Annotated in this window: 28 protein-coding genes; 11 read left to right on the forward strand and 17 right to left on the reverse strand. The window is 73.0% G+C overall.

Features of this window, described 5'->3' with window-relative positions; translation table 11 throughout:
* The first annotated feature begins 2 nt into the window (after window positions 1–2).
* A complete protein-coding gene (hemQ, locus tag OG710_RS24555) occupies window positions 3–737 on the forward strand; it encodes a hydrogen peroxide-dependent heme synthase (RefSeq protein ID WP_239226464.1) in 735 nt (244 codons plus the stop codon).
* A 144-nt stretch (window positions 738–881) separates the two neighbouring features.
* On the opposite strand, the gene OG710_RS24560 is transcribed toward hemQ, so the two are convergent.
* The 4 genes from OG710_RS24560 to OG710_RS24575 all read right to left on the reverse strand — a co-directional run bounded on the left by OG710_RS24560 (window position 882) and on the right by OG710_RS24575 (window position 4,914).
* On the reverse strand, window positions 882–1,637 hold the full coding sequence (locus tag OG710_RS24560; protein WP_330241242.1) for a TIGR04222 domain-containing membrane protein: 756 nt from the start codon (window positions 1,635–1,637) through the stop codon (window positions 882–884).
* Between the two features lie 64 nt (window positions 1,638–1,701).
* Window positions 1,702–2,700 (reverse strand): TIGR04222 domain-containing membrane protein, encoded by a 999-nt coding sequence (locus OG710_RS24565; RefSeq protein WP_443064293.1) that lies wholly within the window; start codon window positions 2,698–2,700, stop codon window positions 1,702–1,704.
* Window positions 2,701–2,705: 5 nt separating this feature from the next.
* Window positions 2,706–4,031 (reverse strand): DUF692 domain-containing protein, encoded by a 1,326-nt coding sequence (locus tag OG710_RS24570; protein WP_330242333.1) that lies wholly within the window; start codon window positions 4,029–4,031, stop codon window positions 2,706–2,708.
* 190 nt (window positions 4,032–4,221) lie between these two features.
* Entirely contained in the window at window positions 4,222–4,914 is a 693-nt protein-coding gene (locus OG710_RS24575; protein WP_330241244.1) for a peptidyl-tRNA hydrolase, read from the reverse strand.
* 71 nt (window positions 4,915–4,985) lie between these two features.
* Between OG710_RS24575 and OG710_RS24580 the strand changes: the two genes are divergently transcribed.
* From OG710_RS24580 to OG710_RS24595, 4 genes are all read left to right on the forward strand, one after another.
* Window positions 4,986–5,663, forward strand: a complete 678-nt coding sequence (locus OG710_RS24580; protein WP_330241245.1) for an AIM24 family protein — start codon at window positions 4,986–4,988, stop codon at window positions 5,661–5,663.
* A gap of 65 nt (window positions 5,664–5,728) precedes the next feature.
* Window positions 5,729–6,595, forward strand: a complete 867-nt coding sequence (locus OG710_RS24585) for an ATP-binding cassette domain-containing protein (RefSeq protein WP_330241246.1) — start codon at window positions 5,729–5,731, stop codon at window positions 6,593–6,595.
* Window positions 6,592–7,263: an ABC transporter gene (locus OG710_RS24590; RefSeq protein WP_330241247.1), complete on the forward strand. Its 672-nt coding sequence runs from the start codon at window positions 6,592–6,594 to the stop codon at window positions 7,261–7,263. Before OG710_RS24585 ends, OG710_RS24590 begins: the two co-directional genes overlap by 4 nt.
* A 14-nt stretch (window positions 7,264–7,277) precedes the next feature.
* The gene (locus tag OG710_RS24595) at window positions 7,278–7,490 is read left to right on the forward strand and encodes a hypothetical protein (protein ID WP_330241248.1); all 213 of its coding nucleotides are present in this window, start codon (window positions 7,278–7,280) and stop codon (window positions 7,488–7,490) included.
* Window positions 7,491–7,502: 12 nt separating this feature from the next.
* Here the strand turns inward: OG710_RS24595 and OG710_RS24600 are convergent, their stop codons facing one another.
* From OG710_RS24600 to zapE, 11 genes are all read right to left on the reverse strand, one after another.
* Window positions 7,503–8,318, reverse strand: a complete 816-nt coding sequence (locus OG710_RS24600) for a polysaccharide deacetylase family protein (RefSeq protein WP_330241249.1) — start codon at window positions 8,316–8,318, stop codon at window positions 7,503–7,505.
* 67 nt (window positions 8,319–8,385) lie between these two features.
* Entirely contained in the window at window positions 8,386–9,825 is a 1,440-nt protein-coding gene (locus tag OG710_RS24605) for a DUF6177 family protein (protein WP_330241250.1), read from the reverse strand.
* The gene (locus tag OG710_RS24610; RefSeq protein ID WP_330241251.1) at window positions 9,822–10,523 is read right to left on the reverse strand and encodes a pentapeptide repeat-containing protein; all 702 of its coding nucleotides are present in this window, start codon (window positions 10,521–10,523) and stop codon (window positions 9,822–9,824) included. Before OG710_RS24610 ends, OG710_RS24605 begins: the two co-directional genes overlap by 4 nt.
* On the reverse strand, window positions 10,505–11,194 hold the full coding sequence (locus tag OG710_RS24615) for a hypothetical protein (protein ID WP_330241252.1): 690 nt from the start codon (window positions 11,192–11,194) through the stop codon (window positions 10,505–10,507). Before OG710_RS24615 ends, OG710_RS24610 begins: the two co-directional genes overlap by 19 nt.
* A gap of 77 nt (window positions 11,195–11,271) precedes the next feature.
* Complete coding sequence (locus OG710_RS24620) at window positions 11,272–11,850, reverse strand: pentapeptide repeat-containing protein (RefSeq protein WP_330241253.1); 579 nt, start codon at window positions 11,848–11,850, stop codon at window positions 11,272–11,274.
* A gap of 88 nt (window positions 11,851–11,938) precedes the next feature.
* Window positions 11,939–12,517 carry a pentapeptide repeat-containing protein gene (locus OG710_RS24625; RefSeq protein WP_330241254.1) on the reverse strand — a complete coding sequence of 193 codons (579 nt, stop codon included), beginning with the start codon at window positions 12,515–12,517 and terminating at the stop codon, window positions 11,939–11,941.
* Between the two features lie 49 nt (window positions 12,518–12,566).
* Window positions 12,567–14,579 carry a hypothetical protein gene (locus tag OG710_RS24630; protein WP_330241255.1) on the reverse strand — a complete coding sequence of 671 codons (2,013 nt, stop codon included), beginning with the start codon at window positions 14,577–14,579 and terminating at the stop codon, window positions 12,567–12,569.
* Window positions 14,576–14,965 (reverse strand): DUF6507 family protein, encoded by a 390-nt coding sequence (locus OG710_RS24635; RefSeq protein WP_330241256.1) that lies wholly within the window; start codon window positions 14,963–14,965, stop codon window positions 14,576–14,578. Before OG710_RS24635 ends, OG710_RS24630 begins: the two co-directional genes overlap by 4 nt.
* 186 nt (window positions 14,966–15,151) lie before the next feature.
* The gene (locus OG710_RS24640) at window positions 15,152–16,528 is read right to left on the reverse strand and encodes an alkaline phosphatase PhoX (RefSeq protein WP_330241257.1); all 1,377 of its coding nucleotides are present in this window, start codon (window positions 16,526–16,528) and stop codon (window positions 15,152–15,154) included.
* 252 nt (window positions 16,529–16,780) lie between these two features.
* Complete coding sequence (locus tag OG710_RS24645) at window positions 16,781–17,206, reverse strand: OsmC family protein (RefSeq protein ID WP_111338845.1); 426 nt, start codon at window positions 17,204–17,206, stop codon at window positions 16,781–16,783.
* A gap of 93 nt (window positions 17,207–17,299) precedes the next feature.
* A complete protein-coding gene (gene zapE / locus OG710_RS24650) occupies window positions 17,300–18,394 on the reverse strand; it encodes a cell division protein ZapE (protein WP_330241258.1) in 1,095 nt (364 codons plus the stop codon).
* A gap of 37 nt (window positions 18,395–18,431) precedes the next feature.
* On the opposite strand from zapE, the gene OG710_RS24655 reads away from it, so the two are divergent.
* The 4 genes from OG710_RS24655 to msrB all read left to right on the forward strand — a co-directional run bounded on the left by OG710_RS24655 (window position 18,432) and on the right by msrB (window position 21,765).
* Window positions 18,432–19,196, forward strand: coding sequence for a pyrimidine reductase family protein (locus tag OG710_RS24655; RefSeq protein WP_330241259.1), 765 nt, complete (start codon window positions 18,432–18,434; stop codon window positions 19,194–19,196).
* A gap of 236 nt (window positions 19,197–19,432) precedes the next feature.
* A complete protein-coding gene (locus OG710_RS24660; RefSeq protein ID WP_330242334.1) occupies window positions 19,433–19,885 on the forward strand; it encodes an indole-3-glycerol phosphate synthase in 453 nt (150 codons plus the stop codon).
* Window positions 19,886–19,952: 67 nt separating this feature from the next.
* On the forward strand, window positions 19,953–21,350 hold the full coding sequence (gene murC, locus OG710_RS24665; RefSeq protein ID WP_330241260.1) for a UDP-N-acetylmuramate--L-alanine ligase: 1,398 nt from the start codon (window positions 19,953–19,955) through the stop codon (window positions 21,348–21,350).
* Between the two features lie 10 nt (window positions 21,351–21,360).
* Complete coding sequence (msrB, locus tag OG710_RS24670; protein WP_330241261.1) at window positions 21,361–21,765, forward strand: peptide-methionine (R)-S-oxide reductase MsrB; 405 nt, start codon at window positions 21,361–21,363, stop codon at window positions 21,763–21,765.
* A 70-nt stretch (window positions 21,766–21,835) separates the two neighbouring features.
* Here msrB and OG710_RS24675 read toward each other — a convergent pair whose 3' ends face one another.
* Together OG710_RS24675 and OG710_RS24680 are read right to left on the reverse strand one after the other, a co-directional pair.
* Window positions 21,836–24,295, reverse strand: coding sequence for a GTPase-associated protein 1-related protein (locus tag OG710_RS24675; protein ID WP_330241262.1), 2,460 nt, complete (start codon window positions 24,293–24,295; stop codon window positions 21,836–21,838).
* A gap of 198 nt (window positions 24,296–24,493) precedes the next feature.
* A complete protein-coding gene (locus OG710_RS24680) occupies window positions 24,494–25,114 on the reverse strand; it encodes an L-threonylcarbamoyladenylate synthase (protein ID WP_111338852.1) in 621 nt (206 codons plus the stop codon).
* Window positions 25,115–25,252: 138 nt separating this feature from the next.
* Here OG710_RS24680 and OG710_RS24685 point away from each other — a divergent pair, with 138 nt between their 5' ends.
* The gene (locus tag OG710_RS24685) at window positions 25,253–25,699 is read left to right on the forward strand and encodes a MarR family winged helix-turn-helix transcriptional regulator (protein ID WP_330241263.1); all 447 of its coding nucleotides are present in this window, start codon (window positions 25,253–25,255) and stop codon (window positions 25,697–25,699) included.
* A gap of 272 nt (window positions 25,700–25,971) precedes the next feature.
* Window positions 25,972–27,000 carry an L-threonine 3-dehydrogenase gene (tdh, locus tag OG710_RS24690; protein WP_330241264.1) on the forward strand — a complete coding sequence of 343 codons (1,029 nt, stop codon included), beginning with the start codon at window positions 25,972–25,974 and terminating at the stop codon, window positions 26,998–27,000.

Here is a 27,000-nt window from a genome sequence, read left to right on the forward strand (position 1 = left end):
GTATGAGTGCTCCCGAGACTGAGACATCAAGCAAGGTTCCGAACGCCGGCAAGAAGGCCAAGGACCTCAACGAGGTCATCCGCTACACGCTGTGGTCCGTCTTCAAGCTGCGCGACGTCCTGCCCGCCGACACCGACCGCGCCGCCGTCGCCGGCGAGGTCCAGGAGCTGTTCGACCAGCTCGCGGCCAAGGACATCACCATTCGCGGCACGTACGACGTCTCGGGCCTGCGCGCCGACGCCGACCTGCTGATCTGGTGGCACGCGGAGACCGCGGACGCGCTGCAGGAGGCGTACAACCTCTTCCGCCGCACCCGGCTCGGCCGCCACCTGGAGCCGGTCTGGTCGAACATGGCCCTGCACCGCCCCGCCGAGTTCAACAAGTCGCACATCCCGGCGTTCCTCGCCGACGAGACGCCGCGCGACTACGTCAGCGTGTACCCCTTCGTGCGCTCGTACGAGTGGTACCTGCTGGCCGACGAGGACCGCCGCCGCATGCTCGCCGACCACGGCAAGATGGCGCGCGGCTACCCGGACGTGCGCGCCAACACCGTCGCCTCGTTCGCCCTCGGCGACTACGAGTGGCTGCTGGCCTTCGAGGCGGACGAACTGCACCGCATCGTCGACCTGATGCGTCACCTGCGGGGCGCCGAGGCGCGGCTGCACGTCCGCGAGGAGGTCCCCTTCTTCACCGGCCGGCGCAAGTCGGTCGCGGACCTGGTGGCCGGGCTCGCGTAGCGAGCGGGCTCCCGACCACCCCAACCCGGAAGATCAGACGGCGGGTCCCCGGCGCGGCACCCCGCGCCTTCCCGCCGGTCCAGCGACACCGGGTTCGGCTCAGCGGTGCGGCGCGCGCACGTCCTGCGCGCGCCGCACCGTTCGTCATACCGCGGCACGGCGTACGCGCCGGCTCGCCAGAGCCGCCCGCAGCGCCGGGTCGTCCACCGCCTCCACCCCGCACACGGCGACCGTCACCAGCGTGTCGCCCGTCGCGCCGTCCCCCGGCACCGCGCACGCCTCCAGCAGCCGCTGACCGGCCGGGGAGGCCCAGGAACCGTACGGGTGCGCCTCCAGCCGGGCTATCGCCAGGCACCCCAGGGCCATCGCCAGCGGCGGCGCGAACCACAGCAGCGTCGCCGTGTCCGGGCCGCCGGAGACCAGCACGGCCAGCCCGCCCAGCGCGGCCACCAGCAGCGCCGCCCCGCGCACCGCCCGCACCGCCGAGGCCATGTCGGCCCCGCGCGGAACGGCCAGACCGGCGGCGACGAGCCGGTCAGCCACGGCCCGCACCGCGTCCGCCGCCGCGGCCGACGCCCGCACCGGCCCTATCAGTGACTGGCCCTCCGGCCCTATGGCCCGGATCACCGTACGCTCCACCTCGTCCCGGCCCTCCGGATCGACGACCGTCGCCCAACCGGTGTGTGCGAGCAGCAGCCGTCGCCGCAGATGCATGGAGACGAGCGCCAGATCGGCGACCCGGCGCGGACCGCCCGACAGGAACGCCGCCTCGTAGAGCGTGAGCTGCCGGCCGCTCTCCCGGAGCCCGTCGCCCTCCCGCCGCGCGCCGGCCAGACAGAGCCGGACACAGGACAGTCCCGCCGTACCCCAGGCGACCAGCAGCAACAGAATCGGCACCATGTCCGATTTCTATGCGAGCCCCGACCGCGGCGCCATAGCGTGTCCAACAGATGGACGGGCCATCTCAGGAACTGCTCCCACAGCTCGACCCGCCGCCACAACTGGAGCCCCCGCCGCAACTGGACCCGCCCCCACAGCCGGAGCCTCCACCGCAGCTCGACCCGCCGCCGGAACCGCTCCCGCAGCCCGACCCGCCGCCGCCCGTGCCGTCGCTCCCCGACGAGCTGCCGCAGCCGCCGCCGGGGCCCGCCCCCGCGCACCACACCGCCGGCGCGAGCAGCAGCGCCGAGGAGTCCGAGGAACCGTGCGGCCCGTGCGCGGACCCGATGGGCCGGGTGCGGGCCGCCGTGATCAGGTGCGTCCGCAGCGCCGGGTCCGTGACGGCCTGCGGCCCGCGGACCGCCACCAGGAACGCGGGGTCCGTCCGGTGGGCGTGGGCGGCCGCGAACTCCGCCGCCGCCCGGCGCCCGGCGCGGGTGATCCGGGACCGGGCCACCGCCGCGCACACCAGCCCGCACACGATCCCGCCGAGCATCGCCGGGAACACCAGCACGGCGAACGGGAGCCCCCAGCCCGGTCCCTCCTCGTCGGCCATGACGACCCCGAAGGCCACCGGGACGGCCAGGAAGCACACCAGCGCCTGCACGGTGCCCAGGACCTGCCACTTCGCGTCGGCGCCGGGCGGGGCGAGGAGCCCGCGTGCGGCCAGCCCGTCGCCCGTCTCCTGCACGGCCGGGTGTCGCATCACGGCGGCCCGCAACGGGGCCAGCGCCCCGCTCGGCGCGCCCGCCACTTCGTGGAGGACGGCCCGCTCCACCGGATCGTGCGCGGTGGCCCGGACCACGGCGACGATGCCGGGCCCGCCGATGTCCAGCCGGCCGTCCGCCCGCAGGGCGGTGAGCGCCGTGTCCACGACCCGGCCGGGCCCGCCGTTCAGGAACGCCGCCTCGTACAGGTCGTGGACCGGACCGCCCGAGCCCCGGCGGGACCGGGCCAGGCCGTTGATCAGCAGGGCGGAGGAGACGATCGCCGCCATCGACAGCAGCATCAGGAACATGTCCATCCCGGTCACCGCCCCGCCAGCACGGAGCGGGCGGCACGGGCCAGCCGGACGGCCCGCCCCGGCGGCCGGGGCGCGGCCCGGTCCCGCCACCAGTACGTCAGCCGGCGACGCGCGGTGTCGTCCCGCGGCCGGTCCGCGAGCAGCAGGTGTTCCGCGAAGTCCAGCGCGTCGCGCCGGTACCCGCCCGTCATGGGCCGCCCCCCGGCGTACGCGAGGAACGCCTCCCGGTAGCCGCGCCCCAGGATCTCCGGCAGCTCCGGCGCCACCTTCGCCACGACATCGGCCCGCTTGGCGGCCAGCGCCCGGCTCTGCACCCGCAGCCTCTTCGGATCGAACCCGGCGGGCGCGGGCGTCCCGGCGACCAGGGCGGACAGCAGGGCCGTCTGCGCGAGCGCGACGCCGTCGCGCACCGCCTCGGGAACGGGGACGGGAGCGGGCGAGGGTACGGGGACGGCTACGGGGACGGGCGCGCCGGCCGGGGAGTCGGTCACCGCGTCCGGCCGTGCCGGCCCGCCCTTGTCCAGCGTCGCCCGGATCGCGTCCAGTTCGTGCGCCAGCTCGTCCGCCGGCGGGAACGCGTCATCACGCTCCAGCAGCACGCCCGGCGGGTCCACCCGCGACCGCAGCTCCGCCAGGACGTCGAGCACCGGGGCCGTCACCGGGTGGGCGTGCGTGTCGTGCCAGACGCCGTCCTTCTCGACCCCGCCCGCCACATGCACGTACGCGATGGCCTCCACCGGGAGTTCGTCCAGCGCGGTCGCCGGGTCCTCGCCCCGGTTCACCTGGTTCGTGTGCAGGTTGGCCACGTCGATCAGCAGCCGCACCCCGGTGCGCTCGACCAGCTCCGCCAGGAACTGCCCCTCCGTCAGCTCCTCGCCCGGCCAGGAGATCAGCGCCGCGATGTTCTCCAGCGCCAGCGGCACCGGCAGCGCGTCCTGCGCGATGCGCACGTTCTCGCAGAGCACGTCCAGCGCGGCGCGGGTGCGCGGCACGGGCAGCAGATGCCCTGCCTCCAGCGCCGGGGACCCGGTGCGTGCCCCGCCCGCCCGTACGAACGCGATGTGCTCGGTCACCAGCGGCGCGTCCAGCAGGGCGACCCGGTCGGCGAGGTCCGCCAGCCGGCCGGGGTCGGGGCGGTCGGCCCCGCCCAGGCCCAGCGAGACCCCGTGCGGGATCACCGTGACCCCGCGCTCCCGCAGCCGCACCAGCGAGTCCGGCAGATGCCCGGCGCAGAGGTTCTCCGCGACCGCCTCCACCCAGTCGATCCCCGGCAGCGCCTCCACCTCACCGGCGATCTCCGGCCGCCAGCCGATTCCGACACCCAGCCTCAACCCGTCCCCCATGCCATCCCCCATGTGTTCCCCCGGCCTTGTGCAAGGGTGATGGCCCCGGCGCGCGGCGGTGAACCCGGTACGGCCGACGTTCAGAGCAACATTTGAGGTTGGCCAGCCGGTGGAGCCGCCCGGAAGGGCGCCGGCGAGGCCGCCCGGAAAGCCTCCCCGCAGTCCCGCTCCGCCCCGCTCAGCGGCGGCCGCGCAGCGCCGGATGGTCGGCGACCACCGTGCACGAACCCGGTGCGATCTCCGTGAAGCCCGCGTCCCGGACGACCGGCAGCCCGCTCACCGTCAGCTCCCGCCACCGCTCCGGCTCCGCCGTGGCCACCGAGAGCGGGAATCCCGCCTCGCGCCACGTCTTGCGCTCGGTCTCCGACAGCTCCCACCAGGCGAGCTGTGCGCCGTGGCCCACCTGCGCCATCTCCTTGCCGGCCGACATGCCGAGGTCCGGGTTGAGCCACAGCACGGGGCCGACGGGGTCGGGCGCGGCCGGGGGCTCATGATCGTCCAGGTCGGTCCCGGAGACCTGGAGCTTGGCCAGCTCCTTCGGCCAGCCGTCCAGGGGCACCGGCGGGAACACCCGCACCTCGGCCGCCTCGCCCGTCACCGCGATCCCCGGCAGGGCGGACGCCTTGCGCCACTCCGCGCCGCGCGCCCGGCGGACCACCTTGCGGATACGGGCGTCCTGCCAGTCCCGTATCGCCTCCGCCCACTCGCCCTCGCCCACCGAACGCTCGTCGGAGAGCATCACCAGGACCGCGCGGGCCGCCGTGCGCAGGGCGTCGGTGCGGGCCGGCGGCGCGGTCTTCTCGATCCGCACCACCAGCGGTAGCACGTACTGCGGTGCCTCGTCCCGGTCTGTCGTGTCGTCGCTGCTCACCCGACCAGTCTGCCAGCCGCCTCGGACGGCGTTGTTGGCGGAATGGGTGCCTCCGGGCGAGGATGCCGCCCATGAAGAGCGATCTCTTTTCCAGTGAGCACATGGTGGAGCAGGCGACCGCCCCCGGTATGACGCTGCAGAACGCCAAGTCCATCAAGTACGCGGTCAACGGCGAGATGCACGCCCGCCAGGGATCGATGGTCGCCTTCCGCGGCGACCTCCAGTTCGAGCACAAGAGCCAGGGCATAGGCGGCCTGCTCAAGCGCGCCGTCACCGGCGAGGGCCTGCCGCTGATGGCCGTACGCGGCCTGGGCGAGGCGTGGTTCGCGCACGAGGCCGCCAACTGCTTCATCGTGGAGCTGGAGCAGGGCGACGCCCTCACCATCAACGGCCGCAACGTCCTGTGCTTCGACGCGACGCTCGCGTACGAGATCAAGGTCGTCAAGGGCGCGGGCATGACCGGCGGCGGTCTCTTCAACAGCGTGTTCACCGGCCACGGCAAGCTGGGGCTGATGTGCGACGGATATCCCATCGTCATCCCCGTCACGCCGCAGCAGCCGGTCTTCGTCGACACGGATGCCGTCGTCGGCTGGAGCGCCCAGCTGCAGACCTCGCTGCACCGCTCGCAGAGCGTCGGCTCGATGATCCGGGGTGGCTCGGGTGAGGCCGTGCAACTGCGCCTGGACGGGCACGGTTTCGTCGTCGTACGGCCCAGTGAGCTGAAGCCCGAGAAGGCGTCGTCCCACTGAGCACCGGCCCGCAGGCCCTGCGGCTGCGGGGCGTCGGCCGGCGGTACGGCCTCGCCGGGCCGTGGGTGCTGCGCGGCATCGACCTCGCCCTGCCCGCCGGCGCGCTCGTCCGCGTCGAGGGCGCCAACGGCACCGGCAAGTCGACCCTGTTGCGGCTGCTGGCCGGGATCGACGCCCCCTCCGAGGGCCGGATCACCGGCCACCGGCCGCGTACCGCGTACGTCCCCGAGCGGTTCCCGGCCGCCCTGCCCTTCACGGCGGCCGGGTATCTCGTCCACCTCGGCCGCGTCCACGGCCTGCGACGGCGCGAGGCGGCGGACCGCGCGGACCACTGGCTGACCCGCTTCGGCGCGACCGCCCACGCCCGCACCCCGATCGCCGAACTCTCCAAGGGCACCAGCCAGAAGGTCGCCGTGGCCCAGGCGCTCCTCGCCGAACCGGAACTGCTGGTGCTGGACGAGGCGTGGACGGGCCTCGACACCGAGGCGCGCGCCGAACTGGACCGGGCCGCGGGGGAGCGGGTGGCGGCCGGGGCGACGGTCGTGTTCGTGGACCACGACCCGCGCCGCCTGGCGGACACGGTCGACGCGGCGTACCGAGTGGAGGGCACGGGCCTGACGGCCGCACGCCCCCCGGCGCGGGCCACGGACCCCGGCCGGCGGGTACGCGTCGAGGCGACGGCCCCGCCCGGCACCCCGCTCCCGGACGCGCTGCCCGGCGCGCCCGCGTACACCCCGGCCGGCGCCGGGACGGCCCGTCTCACCGTCGCGGCGGCGCACTCCGACGCCCTGCTCGTGGCGCTGCTGACCGCCCGCCCGCCGTGGCACATCGACCGCGTGACGCCGCTGCCGGCGACCGGGACGGCGGGCGGCGACGCCACCCGTACGCTCCCCGGCGAGGCCCCCGCCCACCATCGGGACGGCACCCCATGACCGCCCTCGTCCGCTACCAGGCCGCCCTGCTCGTCCGGTCCCAGCGCTGGCCGGCGCCCGTGCTGCTGTACGCGGCGTTCCTCGCCGTGGGCGTCCGCTCCGGGCAGCCCGTCCTGGACTCGCTCGGTTACGCCGCCGCCGGGATGCTGCCGGTCACCGCCTGGCTGGTGCGGATCTGCGTGACGCAGGAGCCGCCCGCCGCCCGCACCGTCGTCGCGGCGGCGGTCGGCGGACGGCCGCGGGTCCATCTGGCGGCGCTGCTCACCGCGCTGGGATGCGCCGGGGCGCTCGGGGCGGTCGCCACCGCCGTGGTGCTGGCGATCAGCGATTGGGCGAGCACCGACCACCTGGTGCGGGTGCCCCCGGGGCCCGCCGGGGCGGCCGGGCTCCTCGCCACCGCCTGCTGCGTGCTGCTGGGCGCGGCGGTGGGCGCGCTGTGCGGCCGGCCGCTGCTGCACGGACGCGGCTGGTCGCTCGCCGCGACGGCGCTCGCCGCGCTGCTGGCACTGGTCACCGCCGGTTCGCCCGCGCGGTACGCGGTGACGGGCCTGGTCACCGGCTCGCTGACCGGCACCGTCCACATACCCGTGCTCCCGCTCCTCGCCGCGGCCGCCGTGGCGACCGCGGCGCTCGCGCTCGCCTGCCGGCTCACCTCGGTACGCGGCTGAGTAGGCTCGTACGTATGAGTGAGGACAGGAACGAGCGGACGGAAGCGGAATCCGGGTCCTACTGCGAGACGGGCGCGCCCGAGACCCCGGAGCGGGCCGACGGGCCGCCGTACGCGGAGTGCGTGCTGTGCCGGGAGCCCACGGAGTACGCCGAGTCGGTCAAGGGGATCACGCTGTGCCCGGTCTGCGAGTGGCAGGAGGCCCAGCGCTCGGCGTGCTCCGGTTGACGGGGCCCCGCCTCATCCGGCCATCAGCTCGGACACCTTGACGAAGCGGTAGCCGCGCTTCCGCAGCTCCGGCACGATCTGGCGCACCGCGTCGACGGTGGCCGGGGCCGCGCTGCGGGTGCAGTGCATGACGACCAGCGAACCGGACCGCACCCCGTCCAGCACCTGCGCGGCGACGGCGTCCGCGTCCGTCGCGAAGGCGTCGCCGCCGACCACGTCCCACTGCACGGCGGTCACCTTCTCCGGCCCGAGGGCGCGCAGCGTGTCGTCGTCGTAGCAGCCGCCGGGGAAGCGGAAGTACGGCACCACATTGCGGGCGCCGGTCCGGCGGATCGCCGTGAAGGCCCGCCGCACCTCGTCGCGCACGGCGCCCTCGTCCACGGTCGGCAGCCCGTAGCAGGGCGTGGTGAACGCGTAGTGGCTGTAGGAGTGGTTGCCGATCTCGAACAGCGGGTCGGTGCCGATGGAGCGGGCCTCGGCGGGGTACTCCTCGGCCCACCGCCCGGTCATGAACACCGTGGCGGGCACCTTCAGCCGGCGCAGCAGGGCGATGAGTTCCGGATTGTCGAAGCGTTCACCGGCCGCCGCGCGCGGGCCCTCGTCGGCGGTCATGTCGGCGTCGAAGGTGAGCGCGACGACCTTCGCCGCGCGCTGCGGCCCGCGCTCGAAGACGGGCGTCACCCCGCCGGGCCCGGGCGCCATGACGGGCGCCTGCCGCTCGGCGGACGCCGAGGGCGCGGGCGAGGCGGGCGGCCGTTCGACGGCCGTACGGGGCTCGGCCCGGCCGCAGCCGAAGAGCACCGCACCAAGGACACCCAAAGCGGCCATTTTATATGCATATCGGATCACTTCCGGAAGCTAACCGATCAACCGACGGTGATACGGCGCTGGCGCGCTAGGAGGGGGACGCCCCACGCAGATGGCGCATGAGCTGCTCGAAGGCCGCCCAGCTCTCGGCGCTCCCGGCGTCGCCGAGCGGGTAGTAGTACCCCGGCCGCCCGCCGGGCCCGAGCCGCACCGGGGCCTCCGCGAGCGGGGTCCGGGCGGCGGTGTCGGCGCCCACCTCCCGCACCTCGTCGGAGCCGAGCGCGAAGGCGTACGGAAGCGGCGGCCGCTCGAAGCGGGGCGGGGCGTGCAGATCGCGGCGGCCCTCGCCGAGCCGGCACAGCATCGTCCGCAGCCCGTGCCGGTTCACCAGCTCGTCGGCGAGCCCCGGCAGCGCGTCCAGCGCCGGACTCTCGCCGGCGCCGTGGCCGACGACGAGCGTGATGTCCTCCTCGACCCCCGCCGGGGTGCGGCTCACCCGCAGGGTGGCCACGGCGGGCCGATCCGGGCTGCCCACGGCCACCAGCCAGGTCGGCCGGGGCGCACGCTCGTACGCGAGGGCGGTGAGCCGGCGCCGCGACCAGGTGAGACCGGCGGGCTCCGACGTCCCCCAGCCGGCCGGCGGGGCGCCGGTCAGCGCGGTCCAGGCGGTCTCCAGGGCGCCGCCGAGGACGAGGTCGGCGGTGGGGCGGTGCGTGGTCCGCAACGACACGACGAGCTGCCGCTCGGCGGTGGGCCCGGCCTCGGTGAACGCCTCGGCTACCGGGGTCCGCCCGTCCGCGTCCCGGTCCGGGGCGAAGGCGTCGTCCTGCCAGCGGAGTACGGCGCCGGTGAGCCCGTCGTAGTAGCCGCACCGCTCGTCCCGGACGACCCAGCGGGCGTCGGTGGACTGGAGCAGCAGCCGGGTCGGCAGCGAGAGCAGGCAGTGCGGCGGGGTGACGATCTGGAGCGAGCGGTCGCTCTCCACGGCAGCCCGGAACGCCTCCGCCAGCCAGCTCGTCATGGGGACGACCGGCCGGTCCTGGAGGACGACGGCCGCCTTGTCGGTGAGCATGTCCACGGCCGGCTGCGCGGCGGCGGGTGCGGGCACGGCCGTGATGCCCGAGAGGATGTCCGAGACGTCTACGGGCTGGGCCGCGCCGGTGGTGCCGGGGGCGTCGGCGGGCCAGACCGTGCCGCCCAGCAGCATGGTCAGCCGTGCGGCGAACGCCCCGGCGAGCGCGTCGGCCCGCGCCACCCCGGCGGCGGCCCGCGCCTCCACCCACCACCAGGGCCCGTCCCCCTCCGGCGCGGCGCCGGCCCCGAGCAGCCGGGCGGCCTCACCGGGCACCTGGATCAGCAGCGGCACCTCCACGGACACCAGCGGCCGCCCCTCGTCGTCGCACAACTGCACGACGGCCCCGTCCCCGGCGGACCCCACCCGCAACTCGGGCCCCCCGGCGAGCAACCCGGCGAGCACGCTCATCGAGTCGGGCATGCGCCGGGTGAGAGCGACGACGTCCTGGGTCATACGGGGTCCTTCCCCTCGATGTGCACCTGCCGCGCCGGCCGTCGCGGCGGGACCACCTGGACCGCGGCGCCGCGCGCGCCGAACCATGCTTCCAGGTCCGCGCCGCCCACTTCGCGGGAGCCCTCGCCGTCGACGACCGTGACGGGCCCGAAGGCGGTGCCGGTGAGGCCGCGTACAACGGTGTCGTCGTCGACGATCACCTTGAAGGTGTTATGGGCCAGAACCGCATCGGTCAGGTCCGCCCCTCGCAGGTCGAAACGGAACAGCGACGCACCCATGATGCGCGTCCCGCGAAAGCTCGCCCGCGACGCATCGACGCCGTGCAGCGATGAGTTGACCATGTCGGCCCCGTCGAGCCGGGCGGCCCGGAGCACGGCCCCGTCGAGCTTCGCCCGGACGAGGTCGGCGCCGACCAGATTTGCCCCGGTCAGGTCCGCCCCGCTGAGGTCCGCACGGTAGAAACTCGCCGACGCGAGTTCCACGCCCGCCAGCACCGCGTCGATGAGCCACGCACCGGAGAAGTCGCCGTTCGCGAGACGGGCACCCCGGAAGTCGTGCTCGATGCCGTAGAGGCTGTAGCTCATGTCATCGAGCCATTCCCTCAACTGCTGCGCTGCCGCCGGGTCGGCGGGGAACGTGGCCGGCTGCCACGGGGTCGATTCGGTGAGGGACGTATCCGTCACCGCGAGCTCTCCCACGCCTCGCGGACTTCCGTCCGTACGCGCTCGTTGCCGACCGTCGCGAGGTACTCGCCGAACGCCCGGATCTCCGGCCCCCCGGCCCGGTGGACGATCGTGACGGCGTGCTGCACCGTGCGGGGCGAGGCGCTGACCCGTAGCACGCTCATGGCCAGCTCGGCCGCCAGGGGGCCGTCGACCGGCGCGACGGCGCAGGCCAGGTCCACCAGTTGCGTGGCGAGGTCGAACCGCTGCTTCTCCCCGGCGGCCAGGGCACGCACACCACGGCCGATGGCTTCCTCGATCTCACCCAGCGTGGCCCTGATCGTCGCGTTGTCGATCAGCTCGCCGAGCCGGTCCTCGAAGTACTGCGTGTCGGCGAGCCGCACGAGCGCGCGGAACGCCTCTACGCGCAGCGCCGCCGTGCCCTTCTCCTCGACCTCGTAGTGGCTCGCGTCCACGGCCACCGCCAACTGCGAGAACGTGCTGTCCACGGAGAACTTCCGGTCGATCGAGCAGTCGTACCACGGGGTGCCCTCCGGGTCGCCGGCTGCCCGGATCACCGCGTTGAACCCGGCCGCCTCACCCTCTTCCGTCAGATCCCGGCACGCCAGAAAGCGATCCATGGCCGCTGCGCCGGGCTCGTTCATCACACGAACGAGCCCGGCGACGCGGTCGAGTTCCTGATCCATCAACCCTCTTCCTTGGACAACTGACCCGGAGGCATCGGCTGTAGCTCGTATCGCCGAGCCATCCCGAATGTGGCCACCTACCGCGACGGCCGGCGCGGTGGGATGACCTGGACCTGCCCGCCGCGCGCGCCGACCCACGCCTCCAGGTCCGCGCCGCCCACTTCGCGTGCGGAGTCTCCCTCGACGACCGTGATCGGCCCGAAGACGGTGCCGCGCAGTCCGCGCACAACCGTGGTGTCGTCGGCCTTGATCTCGAAGAAGTTCTCCTCGACCACCGCGTCGGACAGGTCGCTGCCCCGCATATCGACGTCGAGCAATTCCGCGCCGACGAACCGGGTCCCCCGGAAACTGGTGCCCCTGGCGTCGACATCGCACAGCGAGGCACCGACCAGGTCCGCACCGTCGAGCACCGCCGACCGCAGGACGGCCTCGTCCAGATTGGCCTTCACCAGATCCGCATCGGTCAGGTCCGCACGCGTCAGGTCCGCCGACTGGAGGTCGGCCCGGTAGAAGGAAGCGCCGACGAGCCGGACCGCCACCAGGACGGCGTCGGTGAACCAGGAATTCGAGAAATCCCCACCGGAGAGGTCGGCGTTCCGCAGGTCCTGCCCGGCGCAGTCGAGACCGCGACCGGGGGCGGTGAGCCATTCCCGCAACAGGCCTGCCGCTCCCGGGTCCGCAGGGAGAGCTTTCGGTTTCCAGTTCTTGGGTGCGTCGATGGGCGTGAGCTCGCTCAATGTGTACCTACCGCATCTCCCGGTGTGGCGGGATGACCTGGACCTGCCCGCCGCGTGCGCTGATCCACGCCTCCAGGTCCGCGCCGCCCACCGTCTGGGAAGAGTCTCCGTCAACGACGGTGATCGGTCCGAAGACGGTGCCGGTCAGGCCGCGAACCAGAGTGGATTCGTCGACCGTTACCCGGAAGGTGTTCTCGAAGAGAACGGCGTCGGTGAGGTCTGCTCCCCGCATGTCCGTGTCGAACAGTGCCGCACCCATGATCCGGGTCCCGCGAAAGCTCGCTCGCGACGCGTCGACGTCGTACAGCGATGATTTGACCATGTCAGCACCATCGAGCCTTGCTGAGCGAATCACGGCTTCACTGAGGTCGGCCCGGACAAGATCGGCACCTGTGAGATCTGCGCCCGTGAGGTTCGCGGACTGGAGATCGGCACGATAGAAGCTCGCCCCCCTGAATTTTACCCCTGCCAGATTGGCTTGAGTGAACAATGCCAGTGTGAAATCACCCCCCGAAAGGTCGGCTCCCCGGAAATCGTGTTCGAATCCGTAAAGGCTGTAACCATCTTCGGCGAGCCATTCCTGCAACTGTCGCTTCGCCTCGGGATCGACAGGAAAGGCGATTGGCTTCCAACTCTTAGGGGTACCAGATGACATTGTCTTCCCAGCCGTGGTCTTTGATGATGCCCTTGATGCTGTCGATCGCTATCTGATTTGCATTCCGGACGTCGATTATAACAATGCGATTATGGACTTTTATCTGGTGGGTGAGGTTTTTGATCCAGATTCCTGCATGCTTTGCCGGATTGTATGCGCCGGGGAATGGCTTGGTGAGCAGGTCTGGATTTCGCATCGTGTTGAAGGGGGGCCAGAATGAATGAATTCCCTTGATGTCGTAGTACTTGCCTGTTGATGCGGAGTAAAACTCGCCCATGTCTGCGCCAGGCGGACGCTGGATGTCTGCCGGGAGGCGGCCCTGCTCTCGCAGGTCAAGTCCCACTCGTGCTTCGTCCATGGAGGATTTTGAAACTCTCCCCATGTGATCCGGGTCGTACTTCAAGTGGTCGAACTCGTCCGGAGCCCGCTGTTCCACCTCGTCCAGGTGGTCCCAGTGGGCCGCCCGCTCCTCCGTTGTGAAGGCGGGCAGCGGTTCGTTCGGGCGGTCGCCGCCGCCGTGCGGGCCTTCGGTCGGGCCGTCGTTGCCCGAGCCGCCGTTGCCATCGCCGTGGCCGCCGCCACCGCCGCCCGGCGTGTGGGCGTCGGAGCCGCCCGCGCCGCCGCTCGGCGCATGGGGCGGCGGGTTCGTCGAGTTCTCCGCGTGGCTCGGGCCGCCCGCGCCCTCCAGGATCTTCTCCTCGGCCGGCAGCTCGTTCTTGTGCGGTTCGCGGACCGGCTCGGTGTCCGGTACGGGGTTCCCGTGCTCGTCGCGGATGATCGCGTCGTCGCCGATCACGCGCGGGTTGCCCTGCTCGTCCACGTATCTGACGCCGTTGTCGGTCGTCCGGGCCATGTCGTCGACGCTCGCGCTGCCCGCCTTCAGGCTCTCCAGCAGGTCGCCGGCCTTGATCTTGGTGACGCCCGCCGCCTTGCCCAGCCAGGTCATCGGGTCGACCAGCACGCCCGCCTTGCCCGCCACCGCCGCCGCATCGGCGACCGCGCCCACCTTGCCGGCCCTGCCCAGCTTGAGCAGCGTGCCGGAACCGAGGGTCACCACGTTGAACAGCACCGTGCCGAAGGCGCGCGACGGATCGGTGCCCCACTCGTCCCAGGCGACCAGCGACTTGCCGAAGTTGCGCAGGGCCGCCTTCTGCCGGTCGCTGTCGCTGTGGTCGGTCGGGCCGAACATCTGGTCCATCGCCCAGTCGTACGGCGTCATGAGGTACGCGCTGACCCCGCCGAAGACGTCACCGATGCCCGACCACGTCTTCTTGAAGTTGTCCCAGTCGAAGACGTTGACCATGCTGCCGAGGCCCTTGATCGTGCCCCAGACCCCGTCGACGAAGAAGCCCTTCAGCGCGCCGCCGACGTTGTCCTTCGTCCATTCCCACGCGGCCCGCAGCCCCGTGTACTCGCGCTCGTCCACCGTGCCCCACGGCGTCTCGCTCGCGTCCTTGACGTCGTCGGCCCTGAAGCCGTACATGCCCGCCTTGTGCGAGCCGTCGTCCACGACGAAACGCGTACCGCCCACCAGCGCGGTGATCTTGTTGGCCGCGTCGCGCTCGGCGCCCTGGAAGGCCACCCACGTCGTGCCGACCTCGTGGACCAGGCGCTCGTTCTCGTCGATCTTGTCCTGGTCCTGCTGCCAGTCGTCGTCGTCCTTGTTCTCCGCGACGAACTTCGCCGCGTCCTCGCGGAGCCGGTTCATCCGGGCCACCAGCGGCCGGGCCGCCGTCGCGAAGCCCGAGAGCGCCCCGCTCACCGTCTCCAGCTTGTCCGCGAACGCGTCCGCCTTGTCCCGCACCGGGATCGTGGAGTCGAGCAACTCCTCCTGCTCCGGCGCGTCATAGACCGGATCGAGAGTCTGGAAGGCCTCGTGGACGTCCTTCCCCGTGGTCCGGATGGCACCGGCCGTCGTCTTCAGCGCGGCCGCGTGCGTCTCCAGGGTCGCCAGATTGCCGGTGAAGGTCGGTATCTTCCCCAGGTCGATCACTTCGAAAGGCCCTTGCCCTTCAGCTCCTGCGGCGTCGGCGCCTTGGAGTAGAGCTCCTGCTTGTTCTTCGCCATCTCCAGATCGCCCTTGAGGTACTCCTCAGTGGCCAGCCGCGCCCCGGTCATGGACTTCGCCGTCCGGACGGGCAGGAACTTCAGATCGTCGAGCGTGCCCTGCTGGAATTCCTGCAACGCCTGGGCCACCGGCCCGAACGCGCCCCCCTCGGGAATCGCGGTGCCGCCCAGCACCAGCGTGCCCGCCGAAGACGCGGACCCCACCAGGTCGTTGTTGTAGGACGTGAATTCCTTCTCGAACTCCCCGCCCACCTTGGCGGTCCTCATCAGAACCCGACGAACCCCGGCCGGGTCGATGTCCCACTTGGTCACGGTGCCCCCCCCGTCAAGAATCGTTTCCCCCGTACGCCCGGCGCGTGCGCGCCGCAGCACACACCGGGCGCGCGCACGAAAGAGAACGCACCCCGCCATCCTGCACCGGCCCACCCGGATGGATCAAACCCCCGTGTTACCGACTGCAAAGGAACGGCGGGGTGCGCCCCCGCCCCCGTCAGGTCGTCAGCGCCACGGGCCCGTCACGGCGAACGTGGTACCGGGCGTATACACGTTCACATACATCGTTCCGTAGTCCGGTGCGAATGTGACGCCCGCGAACTCGCCCCACTCCGGGGCCTCCTCGGTGCCGATGTTCTGCCGGCCGCGAGCCATCGCGTACACCTCGCCGTGCCGGGTCAGCCCGAACACGTGCTGGGCGCCGCCGCCGTCCTCACAGACCATCAGGCCGCCGTCCGGAGCCAGGGTGATGTTGTCGGGGGATTCGCCGGGGAGTTGGAGGTCGGTGCCCGGCCCGAAGACGACGACCAGCGTCAGCCGTCGGCGCGCCGGATCGTACCGCCACACCTGCCCGTAGTGGTCCGCCGCCGAACCCTCGTCGCGGTGCGCGAAGCTGGAGACGAAGTACACGCACGAGCCGCCCCAGTAGCAGCCCTCCAGCTTCTGGGCGTGGGTGATGCCGCCGCGGCCGAAGTCCTGGAAGCGGATGGGCGTTTCGGTGGCCTGCGGGTCCGGTACGGGAACCCACTCGATGCCCTCGAACACCGTCCCGGTCTCCTGGACGGCCGACAGGTCGGGCACCCCCGGCACCCGCATCGCCTCCAGCCGGCCGCCCGCCCGCAGCGACCCCGTACCGCCCAGCGGCCTCCTCGGCAGGAAGCGGTAGAAGAGGCCGAACGGTTTCTCGAAGGCGTCCTCCGTCTCGTACACCGTCCCGTCGCGCGGGTCGATCGCGACGGCCTCGTGCTGGAAGCGGCCCATCGCGGTCAGCGGTACGGCGCCGGTGCGGCGCGGATCGGCGCCGTCCACCTCGAAGATGTAGCCGTGGTCCTTGGTGTAGCCGTTGGTGCCCGCCCGGTCCTCGGTCTCCTCGCAGGTCAGCCAGGTGTTCCACGGGGTGCGCCCGCCCGCGCAGTTGACCGCGGTACCGGCGATGGCGACGCGCTCGGACAGTACCCGGCCGCGGCCGTCCAGCTCCAGCGCCGTACACCCGCCCTTGCCCATCGGGTCGTACGTGAGCCCCGGCACGGTCGGTACGGGGATCGCGGCGTCCACCCGGTTCTCGTGGTTGCGCACCAGCCGGACCCGCCCGCCCCGGCCGGCGAACGCCGCCATGCCGTCGCAGTGGCTGGGCACCCGGCCCTCGCCGGAGCGGAGCGGGTCGCCCTCGCGGGACAGCACCCGGTAGCGGAATCCTTTCGGCAGGTCCAGGAGGCCGTCCGGGTCCGGGACGAGCGGGCCGTATCCGCCGTGCCCGCGCGCGGCGGCACTGCCCGCGAACAGCTCGGTGAACGCCCCGGTGAAGGCGATGGAGACGGCGGCGGCACCGCTCGTGGCGAGCACGCTCCGGCGGGATGGAAGGGGGCGGGGTGCGACTGACATGGGCAACTCCCTGCTGGGGGACAGGTGGCATGGCTTCGTCAAGAGCTGGCCTGCCCGTTCGAGGCCACCGCTGAACGTTGCCACGCCGGGCAGTCCGGACCGGCGCCGACGCTCCGGGCGGGCGGCAGACGGCAGACGCGGCCGTCGCCCGGCCGGGTGCCGGGCCCCGGCCGGGTGGGCCGGCCCCGCGCGAATGACGGTGTCCCCGGGACCGGCGGTGGACGCCGGCCCCGGGGACACCGGGGAGTGCGATCAGGCGAGCGAGGCGCTCAGCGTGATCGTGGTGCCGGAAAGCGCCTGGCTGACTGGGCAGTTCGCCTTGGCGTCCTCCGCCGCCTTGGTGAAGGCCGCCTCGTCCAGACCGGGCACCTCGCCGACGACGGTGAGGTGGATGCCGGTGATGCCGGTGCCGGGCTGGAAGGTGACCTCGGCCTTGGTGTCCAGCCGGGCCGGCGGCGTGCCGGCACCGGCGAGGCCGTGCGACAGCGCCATCGAGAAGCAGCTGGAGTGGGCCGCGGCGATCAGCTCCTCCGGGCTGGTCTTCCCGTTCGCCTGCTCGGCACGGGACGGCCAGGAGACCGGGTAGTCGCCGATCCCGGAGGAGTCGAACGTGACGACGCCCGTGCCCTCGGTCAGATTGCCTTCCCAGACCGTGTGCGCCTGACGCGTGGTAGCCATGCTGGTTCCCTTCGAACGGAATGCGCGGTTGTACGGGGACGGCGGAGCACGGCGTCGTGTTCCGCCGGGTGGTACGTCCTTACGCCCCCGAACCTACTGCGCCACCAGCTCCTTCGCGTCACGCGCCAGCGCGGTGAGACGGGAGATCGCCCGGAAATACTTCTTCCGGTACCCGCCGTTCAGCATCTCCTCACTGAACAGCCGGTCGAACGGCACCCCGGACGCGAGGACCGGCACCTCCCGGTCGTACAGCCGGTCCGCGAGCACCACGAGCCGCAGCGCGGTCGACTGGTCCGGCACCGCCCGCACCTCGGTCAGGCACACCGCCGCCAGCCCGTCCGTCAGCGCCCCGTACCGGCTGGGGTGGACGCGCGCCAGATGGTCCAGGAGCGCCGGGAAGTCGTCCAGGCTGGCGCCCGGCGTGGCGTACGCGGCCTTGGTGACCTGCTCGTCCGAGTACGGCGGCGGGGCCTCGGGCAGACCGCGGTGGCGGTAGTCCTCGCCGTCGATGCGCAGCGGCCGGAAGTGCGCCGACAGACCTTGGATCTCGCGCAGGAAGTCGGCGGCGGCGAACCGGCCCTCGCCCAGCTTGCCGGGCAGCGTGTTGGAGGTCGCGGCCAGCGCGACGCCCTCCTCCACCAGCCGGCTCAGCAGCGAGGACACCAGCACGGTGTCGCCCGGATCGTCCAGCTCGAACTCGTCGATGCACAGCAGCCGGTGCCCGCTCAGGGTCCGTACGGTCTGCTGGAAGCCCAGCGCGCCCACCAGGTTCGTCAGCTCGACGAAGGTGCCGAAAGCTTTCAGCGAGGGCGCGGCCGGGGTGGCGTGCCAGAGGGAGGCGAGCAGATGGGTCTTGCCGACCCCGTACCCGCCGTCGAGATACACCCCGCGCGGCCCGGCCGGCGCGGCCGCCGCCTTCCGGCCGAACCACTTGCGCTTCCCCGCCCCGGAGGCGTGAGCCCCGCCGAGCCCGGCGGCGAAGTCGCTCAGCACCCGGACCGCCTCGGTCTGGCTCGGCTGGTTCGGGTCGGGCACGTACGTATCGAAACGCACCGAGTCGAAGCGCGGCGGCGGCACCATCTCGGCGACCAGGCGGTCGGCGGGGACGTGCGGCTCGCGGGCGCACAGGGACAGCGGGGCCGCTTCGGCTATGGGGCTGGACCCCGGCGCGGCGTAGGAGGACGACACAACCGTCAAGCTTACGACCCGTGTCACACTGCCGGACATGCGACGCCTGTTCCCTGTGACCGACCTGACAGCGGCCGACGCCCCCCACGCGTGGAGCCTGGACGAGCTGGCCGACGCCTACGCCTACCCCGCGACGGACGGGCCCTGGCTGCGCGCCAACATGGTGTCCACCCTGGACGGGGCCGCCCAGCACGACGGCCGCTCGCAGCCCATCTCCTGCGAGAGCGACATGCGGATCTTCGGCACCCTGCGCGGCCTGGCCGACGTGGTGATCGCGGGCGCCGAGACCGTACGCCAGGAGGGTTACCGTCCGGCGCGGGCGCGGGACGCCTTCGCGGCGCGGCGGGCGGCGGCCGGCCAGACCGTCGCCCCGGCCGTCGCGGTGGTCAGCGGCAGCCTGGACCTCGACTTCTCGCTCCCGCTCTTCGTCTCGCCGCTGGTCCCGACGCTGGTGCTGACCGGGGCGGGCGCGCCCCCGGACCGGATCGAGACGGCCCGGAAGGCAGGCGCCGAGGTGGTGATCGCGGGGGAGGGCTCGCGGGTGGACCCCGCCCGCGCGGTGCGGGAGCTGGCCGACCGGGGGCTGCGGCGGCTGCTGACGGAGGGCGGGCCCCGGCTGCTCGGGCAGTTCGTGGCCCATGGCGTGCTGGACGAGCTGTGCCTGACCGTCGCCCCGCTGCTCACGGCCGGTGACGCCCAGCGGATCGCGGGCGGCCCCTCGGTGGCCGTGCCGAAACGATTCGCCCTGGCATCGCTGCTGGAGGAGGACGGGTTCCTGTTCTCCCGCTACCGCCGGAGCTGATTCCGGAGCTGATTTTCGTACCCCTGAGCCCGACCGGCCGTACCGGAACGGCGATTCCGGTTTCTTGGCCCGCGTCGACCTTGTCGGGGCAATCAGCGGAATATCACGTTCCGGTTAGCGTTCCGTGGGCAGAATGGATCTCGCAGACCCCGTGCGAGCGCGGGGAAGGATGGTTTCAGCAGCGACCGGCGACGGTCGCTGAAGAGAAGGGCTCTGTGGTGTTCACCAGCGTTTTGATGATCGAGAAGGCCCTCACCTCCGAGGACGTCGAATTCGTCACCACCCTGCACGGCGATGAGCGCACCTCCTTCGTCGTCCTCATGCAGCCGCGCGGCTACCAGGCGGACGTGCTGCTGCGGGCCATCGACGACCTGGCGATGGGCGAACTGAAGGAAGCGGCCCGCGAGAGCGAGGAGCCCGAGGGCAAGAGCGCCCGGGACTCCGCCGCGCTCGCCCTGGAGGTGTCCCTGGAGGCACTGCGCCAGGCGGGCTCCGAAGCCGTCGGACAGGTGATCGAGAACCATCCCCTGGACAAGCTCACCACTGTGGTCGAGGAGTCCGAGGCCGACGAGGTCATCGTGCTGACCGCCCCCCACTACGTCGAGGAGTTCTTCCACCGCGACTGGGCCTCCCGCGCCCGTCACAAGGTCGGCGTCCCGGTGCTCAAGCTCTTCGCGCACAGCGAATAGGCTGGGCCCGCGGCCAGGAGTGGCACCCGAGCCGCACCGAACCCACTCGAAACCCGCAGGAGCACAGATGGCACCCGGCATTCCCGCCGCCATGGAACGACCGCACTTCATCGGCATCGGCGGCGCCGGAATGTCGGGCATCGCCAAGATCCTCGCCCAGCGCGGCGCGAAGGTCGCCGGCAGCGACGCCAAGGAGTCCCCCACCGCCGACGCCCTGCGCGCCCTCGGCGCCACCGTCCACATCGGACACGCCGCCGCACACCTGGCCGACGACGCCTCCTGCGTGGTCGTCTCCAGCGCCATCCGCGCCGACAACCCGGAGCTGGTGCGCGCCGCCGAGCTGTCGGTCCCCGTCGTCCACCGCTCCGACGCCCTGGCCTCCCTGATGGGTGGCCTGCGCTCCATCGCCGTCGCCGGCACCCACGGCAAGACCACCACCACCTCGATGCTCGCCGTCGCCCTCGGTGAACTGGGCCTCGACCCCTCGTACGCCATCGGCGGCGACCTCGCCGGACCCGGCACCAACGCCGCGCACGGCGAGGGCGACATCTTCGTCGCCGAGGCCGACGAGAGCGACCGGAGCTTCCAGAAGTACGACCCCGACGTCGCGATCGTCCTCAACGTCGAGCTGGACCACCACGCCAACTACGCCTCGATGGACGAGATCCACGAGTCCTTCGAGACCTTCGCCGGCAAGATCGTCCCCGGCGGCACCCTGGTCGTCTCCGCCGACCAGTCCGGCGCCACCGAGCTGACCCGCCGGGTCCGCGAGACGCTGCCCGCGCTCACCGTCGTCACCTACGGCGAGGCCGAGGACGCCGACGTACGCGTGCACAAGATCACCCCGCGCGGTCTGACCAGCGAGGTCACCCTCGTCCTGGGCGGCAAGTTCCTCACCTTCACCGTCTCCGTCCCCGGCCGCCACTACGCGCTCAACGCGGTCGCCGCCCTCGCCGCGGGCATCGCCCTCGGCATCCCCGCCCACAACCTCGCCTCTGCCCTGGGCAAGTACACCGGGGTCAAGCGCCGCCTCCAGCTCAAGGGCGAGGCGGCCGGCGTCCAGGTCATCGACAGCTACGCCCACCACCCGACCGAGATGACCGCCGACCTGGAGGCCATGCGCGGCGCCGCCTCCGAGGCCCGCCTCCTCGTCGTCTTCCAGCCCCACCTCTTCTCCCGCACCCGCGAACTCGGCACCGAGATGGGCCGGGCCCTCGCCCTCGCCGACGCCTCCGTGGTCCTGGACATCTACCCGGCCCGCGAGGACCCGCTCCCCGGCGTCACCAGCGCCCTGATCATCGACGCCGCCACGGCCGCCGGCGCAGACGTCACCGCCGTCCACGACAAGGCGGAGGTTCCGGCGGTCGTCGCGGGAATGGCGAAGCCCGGCGACCTCGTTCTCACCATGGGAGCGGGCGACGTCACCGACCTCGGCCCGCGCATCCTGGACCACCTGTCGAGCTGAAGGAGCCACCGTGCCGTACGACGTCGAGAAGCCGGACGAACAGTGGCGGGAGGACCTCACCGCCGCCGAGTACGCGGTGCTGCGCAAGGCCGGCACCGAACCCGCGTTCACCGGTGAGTACACCGACACCAAGACCGCCGGGATCTACTCCTGCCGGGCCTGCGGCGCGGAGCTGTTCCGCTCCGACACCAAGTTCGAGTCGCACTGCGGCTGGCCGTCCTTCTACGACCCCAAGGACACCGACGCGGTCGAACTGATCCAGGACCGCAGCCACGGCATGGTCCGCACCGAGGTCCGCTGCGCCCGCTGCGGCTCCCACCTGGGCCATGTCTTCGAGGGCGAGGGCTACCCGACCCCCACCGACCAGCGGTACTGCATCAACTCCATCTCCCTGCGGCTGACCCCGGAGTCCTGACCCGGCCACCCGTACGGGACCGGCACCCGCCGGCCCCGTACGGGCCCGCCCTACCCGGCGCCCCGTACGCTCAGCCCCGCCGCACCCGGCCCGCGATCCGCCGGCCCAGCCGGCCCAGCGTGCCGCGCTCCCGGCGGTTCCAGTCCCGGAACGCCTCCGCCCGGCCGCTGCTCCCCGACCGCCCGACCGCCTCCTCGACCGCCGCCACCCGGTCGGCCGGCAGCCCGCGCACCACCGGCCGCAGCACCTCGTCCAGCAGCCCGGCGGCGGTCTCGCTCCACACCCGGCCCGCATGCGGATGGGCCGTCCAGACCGTGAAGCAGTCGGCCGCGTATCCGGGATCGGCGGCCAGCCGGGCCCGTACGCCGTCCCCGCGCGCCGCCCGCGCGTAGGCGCCGATCAGATCCGCGTCCCCGCTGTGCACCAGCGCGTACAGCTCGGCGTCCGGCCGCTCCGGCGCCAGCAGCCGCCCGGCCACCGCGTCGCACGCCTGCCCCAGCACACCCGGCTCCACCGGCTCCGCCTCCGCGCGCAGCGCCGCCACCCGCTCCGCCCACTCCGGCTCCGCCGCGCCCGAGCGCACCTCACGGGCGAACTCCAGGAGCTGGAGGGCCGCCCGCGTCCGGCCCCCGGTCTCCTGCGGAAAGCCGCGCAGCAGCTCGTGGGCCAGCTCCGGCGCATCCCCGTCCGCCGCCCCGGAGCCCAGCGCGGCGGCCACCAGACGCTGCCAGGTACCGGCCGCCCGGTGCGCGTCGGAGGTCGCCGCCTCCAGCAGCAGCCGGGCCTCGGCCGGCGCCGGCGCCTCCTCGCCCCACACCAGGCCCACGGCCGTCCGCAGCACCAGCGGCTCCGCGAACGGGGAGACCCCGCCGGCCCGCAGAATCCGCTGGAGCGCCGCCACCCGGTCGTCGCCGCAGTCGGACCGGGCCTCCGGCGCCCCGGCGCACATCCGCAGATGCGGCAGCGCCTGGGTGCCGGTGAACGGCAGCGGCACCCGGCTCAGCAGCTCCTCCACCGCCGCCGGGCCGTCCGGCGCGATCCGGTCGAGCGCGCCCAGCAGGGCGGTCCGGACGTCGAACTGCTCGTCCATCAGCTCCAGCAGCGCCGCCGCCCAGCCCGGCGTGCCCATTCCCGTCCCGCCGGCGGCGTCCGGCAGCAGCGCGGGCGCCAGCCGGTCCACGACGGCGGGCAGCAGCTCGGCGCAGTCCACCCCCAGCAGCCGGGCCACCCGCAGCAGCTGCACCGTACGGGCCACGTCCAGACCGACGCCCGCGCCGCCCAGCTCCGTCCGGATCTCCGGCCCCAGGACCTCGGCGACGGCCGCGCCCTCGGGCCCGCTGAACGCGGTGCGGCCGGGCAGCTCCAGCGAGCCGTTGCCGCCGCGCACCGCCTCCGTCACCAGCATCGCGGCGAGCGGGGCGGTGGTGGTCACGGGGGAGCGGCCGTCGAGCGCGGCGAACAGCCGTCCGGCGGCGTCGAACTCGGGCCCGGAGCGGTCGTCCACGCCGGGCGCGGTCAGCGCGTCGACCAGCTGCCGGGTCCGCTTCCCGTCCAGGGCGTACGGCCGCTCCGCCGCCCAGTCGGCCGCCGCCGCGCGCTCCCCGGTGCCCAGCGGTATGCCCGCGCACAGGGCGGTCACCGCCAGCGGGCCCGCCGCGAACGGCTCGCCGGGCAGCGCCGCCGCCTCCCGGAACAGCTCGGGCGCCCGGCCGCGCCAGATCCGGGCGGCCGTCCGGGCCCAGACGTCGTCCACCGGCTCGTCCGGGCGCGGGCCGCCGCACACATGCACGCACAGCCCGGAGTCCGCCAGGTCGTCGGCGTCCTCGGGGAGCACGCCGACGACCTGCTGGGCGGCGTCGCGCGGGCGGCGGGTGTACGTGGTGAAGGTCAGGTTCTCGGCGAGCCCGTCCGGCAGGGCGTACCCGGCGAGCGCGAGCCAGCGCGCGACGTCGGCGCTGTGGCGTTCGACGAGCACGACCCGCTCCGGAGCCCCGGGCCCGTGGAGCCTGCGCAGGTCGGACAGCACACCGGCCAGCCAGGGGCCGCGCGCGACGGCGAAGTCGTTGAGGGTCTCGCGCTCGCGGGCCTCGTGCCCGGTCACGGCGGGCGGCGCGGCCGACGGGTCGGGCAGCGGGCGCTGCGGGACGGCGGCGGCCCAGCGGCCGGAGCGGCAGGCGGTGAGCGGCAGCATGCCGCCGGGGAGCCGGGTGCCGGCGGGCAGGTGGACGGCGTGCGCGTGGAAGCCCGCGGCGGACGAGCGGGCGGAGCGGACGGCGACGGTTCGGGCGAGCAGCCGGCTGCCGTCGGACAGCACGCTGAAGCTGAGCGCCTCGGGCAGGGCCCGCAGATCTGCGTCCGTGAGCCGGTCCGGGGTGCCGCGCGGTGGCTCGTACGCCAGGAGCGGTCCCGCCTCGGTCAGCACGGACGCCGGTATGGAGGGGTCCACCGCCGCGAACCGGCCGGCCGTGCCGCCGTCCTCGCCGGTTCCGTCCCCGTCCGCCGAGGTGTAGTGCAACTGTGCGAGGCTCATGCGCCGGCTCTCTTCGTCCCTGCCTGAAGATCCCCTGCCACCCGCACCCGCCCGCGCGGTGGCAGCGGCCTCCCGGCAGAGCGGCGACCCCGGCGGGGAGTGCTCCGCAGTCGCTGGGGCGACGCTATCAAGGACCGGACCGCACCGGGTGGGGCCCGGACCCCAACTGCCCGCCGCGCCGGCGGCCCTGACGCCGTACTACTCGAACCGTGAGGTGTCGCCGGCTCCCCTGCGTACGATCTCCAGGTCGCCGTTGGAGAAGTCGATGACGGTGGTGGGCTCGGTGCCGCAGTCGCCGGAGTCGAGGACGATGTCCACCTCGTGGTCGAGGCGCTCCTTGATCTCCCAGCCCTGCGTCAGCGGCTCCTCCTCGTCGGGCAGCAACAGCGTGCTGGAGAGCAGCGGTTCGCCCAGTTCGGCCAGGAGGGCCTGGACGACGGGGTGGGACGGGATGCGGACGCCGACCGTTTTCTTCTTCGGGTGCAGCAGCTGGCGGGGCACCTCCTTCGTCGCCGGCAGGATGAAGGTGTACTGGCCGGGCGTCGCCGACTTGACGGTGCGGAACACGTCGTTGTCGATGTGCACGAACTGCCCGAGCTGGGCGAAGTTCTGACACATCAGCGTGAAGTGGTGACGGTCGTCGAGATGGCGGACGGCCCGGATGCGTGCCAGCCCGTCACGGTTGCCCAGCTGGCACCCGAGCGCGTAGCAGGAGTCCGTGGGGTACGCGACGAGCGCGCCGGAACGGATGTTCTCGGCCACGTTGGTGATGGTGCGGTGCTGGGGATTTTCGGGGTGTACGTCGAAATACTTCGCCATCCGCCGAGTCTACGGCGGGCCCCGCACCGCTTGTGCGTCATACATACTCCATGCATCGTGCACACATTCCGTGGTATATCTGTACAGAGAGGTCGCGTTCCGGCGGAGGAGGCGTACCGCAGTCGTAGGGAGCCGCGCGTGGACGAGCCTGTGGACCGGATCGAGTTCGAGACGATGCTGCTCGGCCGGCACATGAGTCTGATCACCTCGCGGGGCGACGGCCGGCTCGACCGCAGCGCCTACATCCTGCTCAGCCGCATCCGGGCCCAGGGCCCGATGTCCATCGGCCAGTTGCGCGACGCCTTCGGCCTGGACACCTCCACGCTCAACCGGCAGAGCGCCGCCATGCTCCGGGCCGGTGTCGTGGACCGCATCCCCGACCCGGACGGCGGCATCGCCCGCAAGTTCGCCATCACGGACGAGGGCGAGCGCCGGCTCGACAAGGACCGCGCGGAGAACCGGGAGGGCCTGCGGCGGGTCCTCGCCGACTGGACCCCGGAGGAGGCCGCCCGCTTCGCCGAAGGGCTGGCCCGCCTCAACCGCGACATCGAACGGCTCGACGGACGGCCCTGGCCCCGCGACTGAGACCGGCCGGCGAATGGGGCGTGGGTGAAGGAGCGGGTCCGGGTGCGCGCGGCGTGAAGCGGAGCTGCGGTCCCGTTTAAGAAATCCTCGATGGACCCGGGGCGCGGGGTACGGCAGATTTCTCCGTGACGGCGGAGGATGGTGCGCGGCAGCCGGTGCGAGCGCGCTGCCATGCCGTCCCTCTCATTCTTCCCCCGGGGCCGCAGGCCTGCTCGAACATGCCCGCGGCTCGGGGGAGCACCACGCCGCACCAGGTACAGGGAGCCGCAGCCGTGAAGGCACTCGTCAAGCAGAAGGCAGAGCCCGGACTCTGGCTGATGGACGTCCCCGAGCCGGAGACCGGCCCCGGCGACGTACTGATCAAGGTGCTGCGCACCGGCATCTGCGGAACCGACCTGCACATCCGCGACTACGACGGCTGGGCGCGGCAGGCCGTCACCACCCCGCTGATCCTCGGACACGAGTTCGTCGGGGAGGTCGCCGCGGTCGGCGCGGACGTCGTCGACATCGCGGTGGGCGACCTGGTCAGCGGCGAGGGCCACCTCGTCTGCGGCAAGTGCCGCAACTGCCTGGCCGGCCGCCGCCACCTCTGCCGCTCCACCCTCGGCCTCGGCGTCGGCCGCGACGGGGCCTTCGCCGAGTACGTCGCGCTGCCCGCGTCCAACGTGTGGGTGCACCGGGTCCGGGTCGACCTCGACGTCGCCGCGATCTTCGACCCGTTCGGCAACGCCGTGCACACCGCGCTGTCCTTCCCGCTGGTCGGCGAGGACGTCCTGATCACCGGCGCCGGACCGATCGGCATCATGGCCGCCGCCGTCGCCAAGCACGCCGGCGCCCGCAACGTCGTCATCACCGACGTCAGCGAGGCCCGCCTCGACCTGGCCCGCAAGGTCGGCGTCAGCCTCGCCCTCAACGTCGCCGAGCAGACCATCGAGGACGGCCAGCGCGAGCTGGGCCTGCGCGAGGGCTTCGACATCGGCCTGGAGATGTCCGGCCGCCCCGAGGCGATGCGCGACATGCTCGCCAACATGACGCACGGCGGCCGCATCGCCATGCTCGGACTCCCCGCCGAGGAGTTCGCCGTGGACTGGGCCCGGATCGTCACCTCGATGATCACGATCAAGGGCATCTACGGCCGTGAGATGTACGAGACCTGGTACGCCATGTCCGTGCTGCTGGAGGGCGGCCTCGACCTCGCCCCCGTGATCACCGGCCGGTACGGCTACCGCGACTTCGAGGCGGCCTTCGACGACGCGGCGAGCGGCCGCGGCGGCAAGGTCATCCTCGACTGGACCGCCTGA

Source organism: Streptomyces sp. NBC_00525 (genome assembly GCF_036346595.1).
GTDB lineage: Bacteria > Actinomycetota > Actinomycetes > Streptomycetales > Streptomycetaceae > Streptomyces.

Coding starts and splice junctions, on each gene's coding strand:
- OG710_RS24680 (WP_111338852.1), bottom strand. CDS start 25,114: ATGGCGAAGTATTTCGACGTACACCCCGAAAATCCCCAGCACCGCACC.
- OG710_RS24600 (WP_330241249.1), bottom strand. CDS start 8,318: ATGGCCGCTTTGGGTGTCCTTGGTGCGGTGCTCTTCGGCTGCGGCCGG.
- OG710_RS24675 (WP_330241262.1), bottom strand. CDS start 24,295: ATGAGCCTCGCACAGTTGCACTACACCTCGGCGGACGGGGACGGAACC.
- OG710_RS24645 (WP_111338845.1), bottom strand. CDS start 17,206: ATGGCTACCACGCGTCAGGCGCACACGGTCTGGGAAGGCAATCTGACC.
- OG710_RS24615 (WP_330241252.1), bottom strand. CDS start 11,194: ATGGATCAGGAACTCGACCGCGTCGCCGGGCTCGTTCGTGTGATGAAC.
- OG710_RS24595 (WP_330241248.1), top strand. CDS start 7,278: ATGAGTGAGGACAGGAACGAGCGGACGGAAGCGGAATCCGGGTCCTAC.
- murC (WP_330241260.1), top strand. CDS start 19,953: ATGGCACCCGGCATTCCCGCCGCCATGGAACGACCGCACTTCATCGGC.
- OG710_RS24580 (WP_330241245.1), top strand. CDS start 4,986: ATGAAGAGCGATCTCTTTTCCAGTGAGCACATGGTGGAGCAGGCGACC.
- OG710_RS24590 (WP_330241247.1), top strand. CDS start 6,592: ATGACCGCCCTCGTCCGCTACCAGGCCGCCCTGCTCGTCCGGTCCCAG.
- OG710_RS24660 (WP_330242334.1), top strand. CDS start 19,433: ATGATCGAGAAGGCCCTCACCTCCGAGGACGTCGAATTCGTCACCACC.
- OG710_RS24565 (WP_443064293.1), bottom strand. CDS start 2,700: ATGGACATGTTCCTGATGCTGCTGTCGATGGCGGCGATCGTCTCCTCC.
- hemQ (WP_239226464.1), top strand. CDS start 3: ATGAGTGCTCCCGAGACTGAGACATCAAGCAAGGTTCCGAACGCCGGC.
- OG710_RS24560 (WP_330241242.1), bottom strand. CDS start 1,637: ATGGTGCCGATTCTGTTGCTGCTGGTCGCCTGGGGTACGGCGGGACTG.
- OG710_RS24655 (WP_330241259.1), top strand. CDS start 18,432: ATGCGACGCCTGTTCCCTGTGACCGACCTGACAGCGGCCGACGCCCCC.
- OG710_RS24640 (WP_330241257.1), bottom strand. CDS start 16,528: ATGTCAGTCGCACCCCGCCCCCTTCCATCCCGCCGGAGCGTGCTCGCC.
- OG710_RS24605 (WP_330241250.1), bottom strand. CDS start 9,825: ATGACCCAGGACGTCGTCGCTCTCACCCGGCGCATGCCCGACTCGATG.